The following is a 6,990-nucleotide window of genomic DNA, read 5'->3' as shown; positions in this document are numbered from 1 at the left end:
CCTATCAAGCTGATTTTAGCTCAAAACTCACCCTCACCCCTTAATTTTTAACACAGTTCATGTAAAGTACATACGCGGCAATGCCGGGCAGCACCACAATCACCGGCATGAGCAGCTTGAGGAATGCGGCAAACAACAGACCCGAGCGGGCCGTGGGCAGGTCGGCCCCGAGGGCGCGCTGGGTGATGTACTGGTTGCAGCCCCAGTAGTTCAGGTTCACAATCCACATGCCGCCAAGCAGCACCGTGAGGCCCGGTAGGGCACTGTAGCTAGGGTTTTCGCGAGCCAAAATCATGTGAAAATGGTCGTTGACCTGCGTCGTCATTAGCGAAAATCCACTGATAGCCCCGGTCTCCCCGTAGTGGGTAGCTACCATATTCAGCGCCAGGTAAGTGGTGGCCAAACCGCCGAGAATTAGGAAAAAAACCTGAATCACGTCGGTGAAACCAATTACCTTCATGCCGCCCAGGGTGATGAGGACGGCAAAGGCCGCCAAAGCGTAGAGGCAAAAATCTAAATTCAGCCCTGAGATACTACTCACCGCAATGGCGCCCAGGTAGAGGATGGATGTCAGGTTCACCACCACGTAAAGCAACAGCCAAAAAATAGCCATAATCATAGCCACCGTGCTATTGTAGCGCTGGTGCAGAAACTGCGGCATGGTGGCAATGCGGTTCTTCAGGTATACTGGGATAAAGAACACGGCCACAATAATGAGCGTGAGCGCGGCCATCCATTCGTAGGTGGCGATGGCCAGCCCCATCTTAAAGCCCGAGCCCGACATGCCCACAAATTGCTCGGCCGAGATGTTAGAGGCAATGAGTGAGGAGCCAATGGCCCACCACGTCAGCGAACCTTCAGCCAGAAAATAGTCCTTGGAGTCACCTTCGCGGGAGCCGTCGTGGCCAGTTTCGCGGCGGTAAATCCAGATGCCGTAGCCGGAAACTATCAGGAAGTAAACAAAGAAGACGATGTAATCTATCGTCGAAAGCTGGTGCTGCATGGGCGGTGAAGTCGTAATGGAAGGAACGCTGGATAAATTGGGGAAGAGTCTAAATCACTAGTCCGCGTTCTCCTGAGGGCCTGAAGTAATGATTAATGTGATTTTTGAGGTATTCTTGGCGGCCGCTGTCGGCGTGCTTGCCGTTTTTGGTGGCGTAGTAACGCAACTGCTCACGACAACTACCCCACTACTGCTTGCACAGCGTGACCAGCGCTACTTCTTTTCGCTGAGCTTAGAATTCTGCTGCAAGCCGCTAGTCCCCGCTTTCAGGACCTAACGGATTGCGGGCGCATCGCTGGTTAGCGCTTACACCGGCGCATTGGAAACTCACCGCGTGGTCCCTCGGGTGCGGCCCGGTGCGCTTGCACCAACTACACCTAGTCGTCTAGCGCGCCCTGGGGCGGAATAGTGAAATGGCATAACAGCACTTGGCCGTTGCCTGAGAGCAAGTAGCATATTCGCATAAATAATTGCAGAAAGAAATTCTATATAAACCGGTTAGTTACGCGTTCTTCGTCGGCCTGACTTACCAGTCTTGAAACATGCGATATGACCTACTCAAGTACCACTTGCCGCCCAGTTATGGCCATATCAGCTTTCAGCACACGGCCGGCTGCCACGTCAGCCGCCAACGGCTGACCGCCCCCGGCAAAGAGCTGCACTTTTCCTGGAGCTTCGATGCGCCTGGCCAGCGCATCGAGCCGCGAGAGCTGACGGACCGACAAGGTGAACTGCACCGTCTGCTGCTCTCCGGGGGCCAGCTTCACGCGCCGAAAGCTTTCCAGGGCGTGCCGCGCTACCCGGCCCGTCACGCCGGCGTGACGCACGTACAGCTGCACTACTTCATCGCCGGCTCGCTGCCCGGTATTTTTTACCCGTACACTCACGGTAATGGGTTTACCCGTAATGGTTTTAGCCGGCACCTTTAAATCACTGTATTTAAAGGTGGTGAAGCTCAGGCCGTGACCAAATGGAAACAGGGGCTCGCCGGTGAAGTAGCGGTAGGTACGGCCCTCCATGTCGTAGTTGTCAAAGGAAGGCAGTTGGGTTTCCGACTTGTAGAAGGTCACGGGCAGGCGTCCGGCCGGGTTATAATCGCCAAACAGCACGTCGGCCAGCGCTGTGCCGGCCGCTTGCCCGCCGTACCAGGTGTTGAGAATGGCGGGTAAATTATCAGCCTCCCAGGGGAAGGCGATGGCACTGCCCGTCATCAGGGCAAATACCACGGGCTTGCCGGTGCTGTGCAGTACCTTAAGCAAGTCGGTTTGCACGGCGGGCAAGCCAATGGTGGTGCGGTCGCCTCCGCTGAAGCCAGGCACTTTCACGTTCATCTCCTCGCCTTCAAGCTTGGGCGAAATGCCGCCCACAAATACGATGGCGTCGGCGTCCTGCACCCTGGCCAGGATATTGGCCGCGTTCATGGGCACCACTTTTGCGCCGCTGAACTTGAGAATGGTGCGGCGGTCGGTTTGGAAGTACTCCAGCCTGAGGTCCAGCTTCTGCCCTTTGGTCACGTTCAGCACGTGCTGCTGGGTCGAAACGCCGCGGCCGGTCCAGGCATCAATCACCCGTTTGCCATCCACGAACAGGCGGTAGCCGTCGTCGCCGGTTACTTGCAGTGCCAGTTCCTCGGTAGCGGCTGGCGTGAAGGTGGCCAGGTAGCGCGCCGACACGTTCTCGGAAGGCAAGCCCGGCGCAATCTCCATCTTCACGTTGGCCAGATAGCGGTCCAAGCCGGCCTCCTGGCGGGTAACCACCGCGGGCCCTTCCAGGTTGGGACCGTGGAAATATTCGGCCCGGAAGCCGGGCTGCCCGTTGTACGACAGCTGCTGGTTGATGTCCAGGGGCTCGTACACGGTGTTGCTGGCGTAGTCCACGCCTTGCACGTACACCACCTCGGTGCCCTTGCCTACCTTGGCCCGAATGCCTTCCAGCGGCGTCACAATGCTGGTGGCAAATCCATTGTAGTTTCCCAGTTGCACGCTTTCGTTGTCGGCGTTAGGGCCGAGGATGGCAATTTTCTTTAGGTTTTTGCGCAGCGGCAGCGTGTTGTTGCTATTCTTCAACAGCACGATGGATTCCTGCGCCATCTTCAAAGCGTGCGCCTGGTGGGGGGCGCTTTCGACCACGCTCATCGGAATTTGGGCGTACTTAACGCGCTCCACCGGGTCGAACATGCCCAGTTGGAAGCGAATTTTATAAAGCCGCTTCACCGATACATCGAGCTGCTGCTCGGTCATGAGCTTCTTCTGCACCGACTCCAGCAACGAATTGTAGGTAAACAACTTGCCGGTTGCGCACTCGAGGTCAGTGCCGTGCAGTACGGCGTTGGCAGCGGCCGTGGCCGCGTCGGGGTCGGTTTTGTGGTGCTGCCAGAAGTCGTTGATGCCGTCGCAGTCGGAGGTCACATAGCCCTTAAACTTCCACTTATTGTAGAGTATCTCGTTCATGAGCTTGTCGCTGCCGCAGCAGGGCTGCCCGGCGTAGGCGTTGTAGGCGCACATCACGCTGGCCACCTTGGCGTCCACAATCAGGTCGCGGAAAGCCGGCAGGTAAGTGTCCCACAAGTCGTAGTCACTGATTTGGGCGTTGAACACGTGGCGCGAGGGCTCGGGGCCGCTGTGCACGGCAAAGTGCTTGGCGCAGGCGGTAATCTTTAAATACTTGGGGTCATCGCCCTGGAAGCCTTTCACCAGCGCTGAGCCGAGCTGCCCGGTCAGATAAGGGTCTTCGCCGTAGGTTTCCTGCCCCCGGCCCCAGCGCGGGTCCCGGAAGATGTTGATGTTGGGCGTCCAAAACGTGAGGCCTTGGTAAATGCCGCGCTCGCCCCGCCGCACAAACTCCTGGTGCACGGCCCGGGCCTCGTCGGAGGTGATGGTGGCCATCGTCAGCATGGCGTCCTTGTCAAAGGTTGCGGCCATCCCAATGGCCTGCGGGAAAACGGTTGTTTTCAGGCTCGTGCGGGCGACTCCGTGCAGGGCCTCGTTCCACCAGTTGTAAGCCGGGATGCCCAACCGGTCGATAGCCGGCGAAGCATTGAGCATTTGTGACACCTTTTCGGGCAGGGTCAGGCGCCCCACCAGGTCATCGACCCGCTGGTCAATGGGCAGGTCCGGATTGCGGAAAAGATAGTCGGCAGACGGGCCCGCTTGACGCGGCGCGGACGCAGGTTTCGTCCCGCTGGTAACAAGCAACACCAAGCCCAGGGCCAGAGTAGTCAACTTCATAAAATGGGGTGTTAATGCACGGAACGGAGGACAGGCGAGAGTCCGCAAGGGAAGCCAGGCGCGTACTGCATCGGTAGGCTTGGTTTACCGTGCCAGCCATGACCAAACTCGCTTCTAGCGTTGGCCTAAGCTCTTGGAAGAACGTTCTTTGCCTCTGCTTGTGGAATTTGCGGGTGGGCCGAGGTAGCTGGCCGGTAAGGAGGAAGGACTGACCACTAACTTTTCGAGTACAACGCCAGGGTCGACGCGCCAGAATTTAAGGACGTGGATGCCGGCCGTAGCAACGTTGTGCTGCGAGGTTTTGATGATGATGTTGTCGGCCACTGCCTTCTCCCAGGGCCGATTACCATTGTCGGGATTCAGGCCTGTGTGCAGATTGATAAGCTGCGGTGCTTCATCGTCAATTGATACGGCGTAGCGAAGACCGGAAGTGTTTGTAAAATCCAGCGTGGGAGCTAGGTAGGCGCTTACGGTCATTGCCCCGGGTTGAGTCAGACTAATGCGGTACTCCAAGTGCGGGCTGCCGCCGCCAGGTGTGGTGGACGCGGCCGTAACGGGGAAAGTCGTTACGGCACCCAGCGTTCGGCCCAGGTCCGGCAGGCGCTGCCAGGTGATGGGGCCAGCATTCACAGCCTGGGTATAGTGCTCGGCTTCAAGGGAAACATAGGGCGCAAGAGTGATAGCAGCCGGGGTAGATACCGTACCTGCAACCACTGCACCAGCCGGCAAAGTCAGCACTTCGGGCATCTTGTCCACGGGTGGCTGCTGCCAATAGGTGTAACCGATGTGGGTTTGGTCCATCATGTGGTTCCACTTGCCGCCGGCTACAGCGTGGTAGCGGTTCCTTATTTCCGCATCCTTTGCAAACAGAGCTCTGGCCTTTTCGGCGAGGACATTGGTAGTGGCCTGGCCTTTTTGCGCGGCGTCGCGGTTCAGCGCCACGGTGTAATACAACTCGTTGAGGTTGGCGCTGGCCTGCACGGGGTGCAGCACCAGTTGATAGTAGGCGTCGCGGCTGGCGGCGGGCACTTTCTGGTTGATGGCCTCGGCGCGGGCCAGCAGCTGGTTGTAGTCGGCCACCACAGTTTCCCACTCCCCGAAGTTGGTGAGGCTGTAGGTTTCCGGGCTTAGCAGTTCGGGCTTGCGGCGGGCGTTGTACTTGGCGTATTTGGCCAAGATGTCGCCAAGTTCGGTGGCGTAAGCCGGGCCGAATTGCTGGGCGGCCCAGCGCTGGGTGTAGGCCGCCACCCCGGTGGCCGGGATGCGGTCAGGGTCCCAGGCATAGTCGAGGAAGAAGCTGATGGGTAGCTCCATGGGCTTGAGGTCGCCCACGTTCACAATCCAAATCTGGTTGGCGCCATACTCTTTGGCCAGGTGCATCTGCTCCCAGATGCGCGGCAACGGATTCGTGTTGAGCCATTTGTAATTGCGCGGGCCGCCTACGTAGTCGAAGTGATAGTAGATGCCATAGCCACCCTTGCGGGGCTTCTCGCCGAGCTTGGGCAGCTTGCGGATGTTGCCCCAGTTGTCGTCGCAGAGCAGCAGGGTCACGTCGTCGGGCACGCGCATGCCTTTGTCATAGTAGTCCTGCACTTCCTTGTAGAGGGCCCAGAGCTGGGGCGTTTGCTCGGTGGGCTTACCAGTTTCTTCAGCAATGATTTTGCGCTGATCGGCCACTATTTTTTCCAACAGCGCAATGTTGCTGCCCTCGCTCATGGGCTCGTCGCCGTCGCCGCGCATGCCCACGCTCACAATGTTTTCACGGGTGCCCATACGCTTCATGCCGCCGCGCCAGAACTCCTGCAGGGCAGCCGCGTTGGTTTGGTAGTTCCAAGCGCCTTTGCCGGCGTGCTTCCACTCCTCGTGGGCGCGGGTCAGGGGCTCGTGGTGGGAGGTGCCCATCACAATGCCATACTCATCGGCCAGCACGGGGTTCTGGGGGGCGTCCACGTTGAACATGTTGCCCCACATGGCTGGCCACAAGTAGTTGCCCTTCAGCCGCAGTATCAGCTCGAACATGTGGGTGTACATCTTCGAGTTCACGCCCCCAAATTTCTCCTGCGACCAGCCTTGCAAGGCCGGGGCTTCATCGTTGATGAAAATACCGCGGTACTTCACCTTGGGCTCGCCCAGCGTGTAGCGGGCCGAGGCCACGTAGAGCGCGCTTTGCGGCTTTACCGGCACGTCGGCCCACCAGTACCAGGGCGATACCCCAATCTGCTGCGAGAGGTCGTATATGCCGTAAATCGTCCCGCGCTTGTCGCTACCAGCAATGACTAGGGCACGCTCTACGCCGGGCATGGGCTTTTCCACCACCTGCCGCACAAAGGTTTCCCAGCGTCCGGCCACGGCTTTTGCATCCAGCTTTTTGTCTTTAATCAGCTGGTCAATCAGCAGGCTTTTGCCGATGGTGCCAATGAGCACAACCTCCGCCCCAGCCGGCTTGGTGGTGGCGAAGGCTGGCGACACTTTGGTCACGCGCTGCACGTCGGCCTGTAGGTCCTTGGCGGCGCGCAGCACGCTGGGCCAATCGCCGGCGCTGGCGTAGATGGGCGCGACTTTGCCAGCCGCGGCTAGGGTGAAGTCGCCCTTACTTTTCTTGGCTGAGACAGTGGTGGCGCCAACGGGAAGCGTGGTTTGGGCCAGCGCGTTGACGGTACCGAACAGGACGGCTAAGGGCAGCAGCAATACGCGGAAGGATATGGTTTTCATTGCTTGTCAGGAATAATGTAGCATGGACCCGGCGAGTCCACGTGTTGC

Annotated in this window: 3 protein-coding genes and 1 pseudogene; all 4 read right to left on the bottom strand. The window is 58.8% G+C overall.

Features of this window, described 5'->3' with window-relative positions; translation table 11 throughout:
- Positions 1-61: 61 nt before the first annotated feature.
- Positions 62-1,003 (bottom strand): annotated as a pseudogene (locus IEW17_RS17860) (sodium:solute symporter family transporter); the annotation flags it as partial.
- A 49-nt stretch (positions 1,004-1,052) separates the two neighbouring features.
- Positions 1,053-1,169 carry a hypothetical protein gene (locus IEW17_RS21620; RefSeq protein ID WP_505669441.1) on the bottom strand — a complete coding sequence of 39 codons (117 nt, stop codon included), beginning with the start codon at positions 1,167-1,169 and terminating at the stop codon, positions 1,053-1,055.
- Between the two features lie 388 nt (positions 1,170-1,557).
- Complete coding sequence (locus tag IEW17_RS17855) at positions 1,558-4,230, bottom strand: glycoside hydrolase family 3 C-terminal domain-containing protein (protein WP_188563424.1); 2,673 nt, start codon at positions 4,228-4,230, stop codon at positions 1,558-1,560.
- Positions 4,231-4,344: 114 nt separating this feature from the next.
- Positions 4,345-6,942 carry a glycosyl hydrolase 115 family protein gene (locus IEW17_RS17850; protein WP_188563423.1) on the bottom strand — a complete coding sequence of 866 codons (2,598 nt, stop codon included), beginning with the start codon at positions 6,940-6,942 and terminating at the stop codon, positions 4,345-4,347.
- Between the last annotated feature and the right edge of the window lie 48 nt (positions 6,943-6,990).

The organism is Hymenobacter frigidus (genome assembly GCF_014640435.1).
GTDB lineage: Bacteria > Bacteroidota > Bacteroidia > Cytophagales > Hymenobacteraceae > Hymenobacter > Hymenobacter frigidus.
Note: the sequence above shows the minus strand (reverse complement) of the source record. Positions and strands in the feature narration are given on the sequence as shown.

Excerpts from the sequence above, each read along its gene's own strand:
- IEW17_RS17855 (WP_188563424.1), bottom strand. The coding sequence starts at position 4,230 with ATGAAGTTGACTACTCTGGCCCTGGGCTTGGTGTTGCTTGTTACCAGC.
- IEW17_RS17850 (WP_188563423.1), bottom strand. The coding sequence starts at position 6,942 with ATGAAAACCATATCCTTCCGCGTATTGCTGCTGCCCTTAGCCGTCCTG.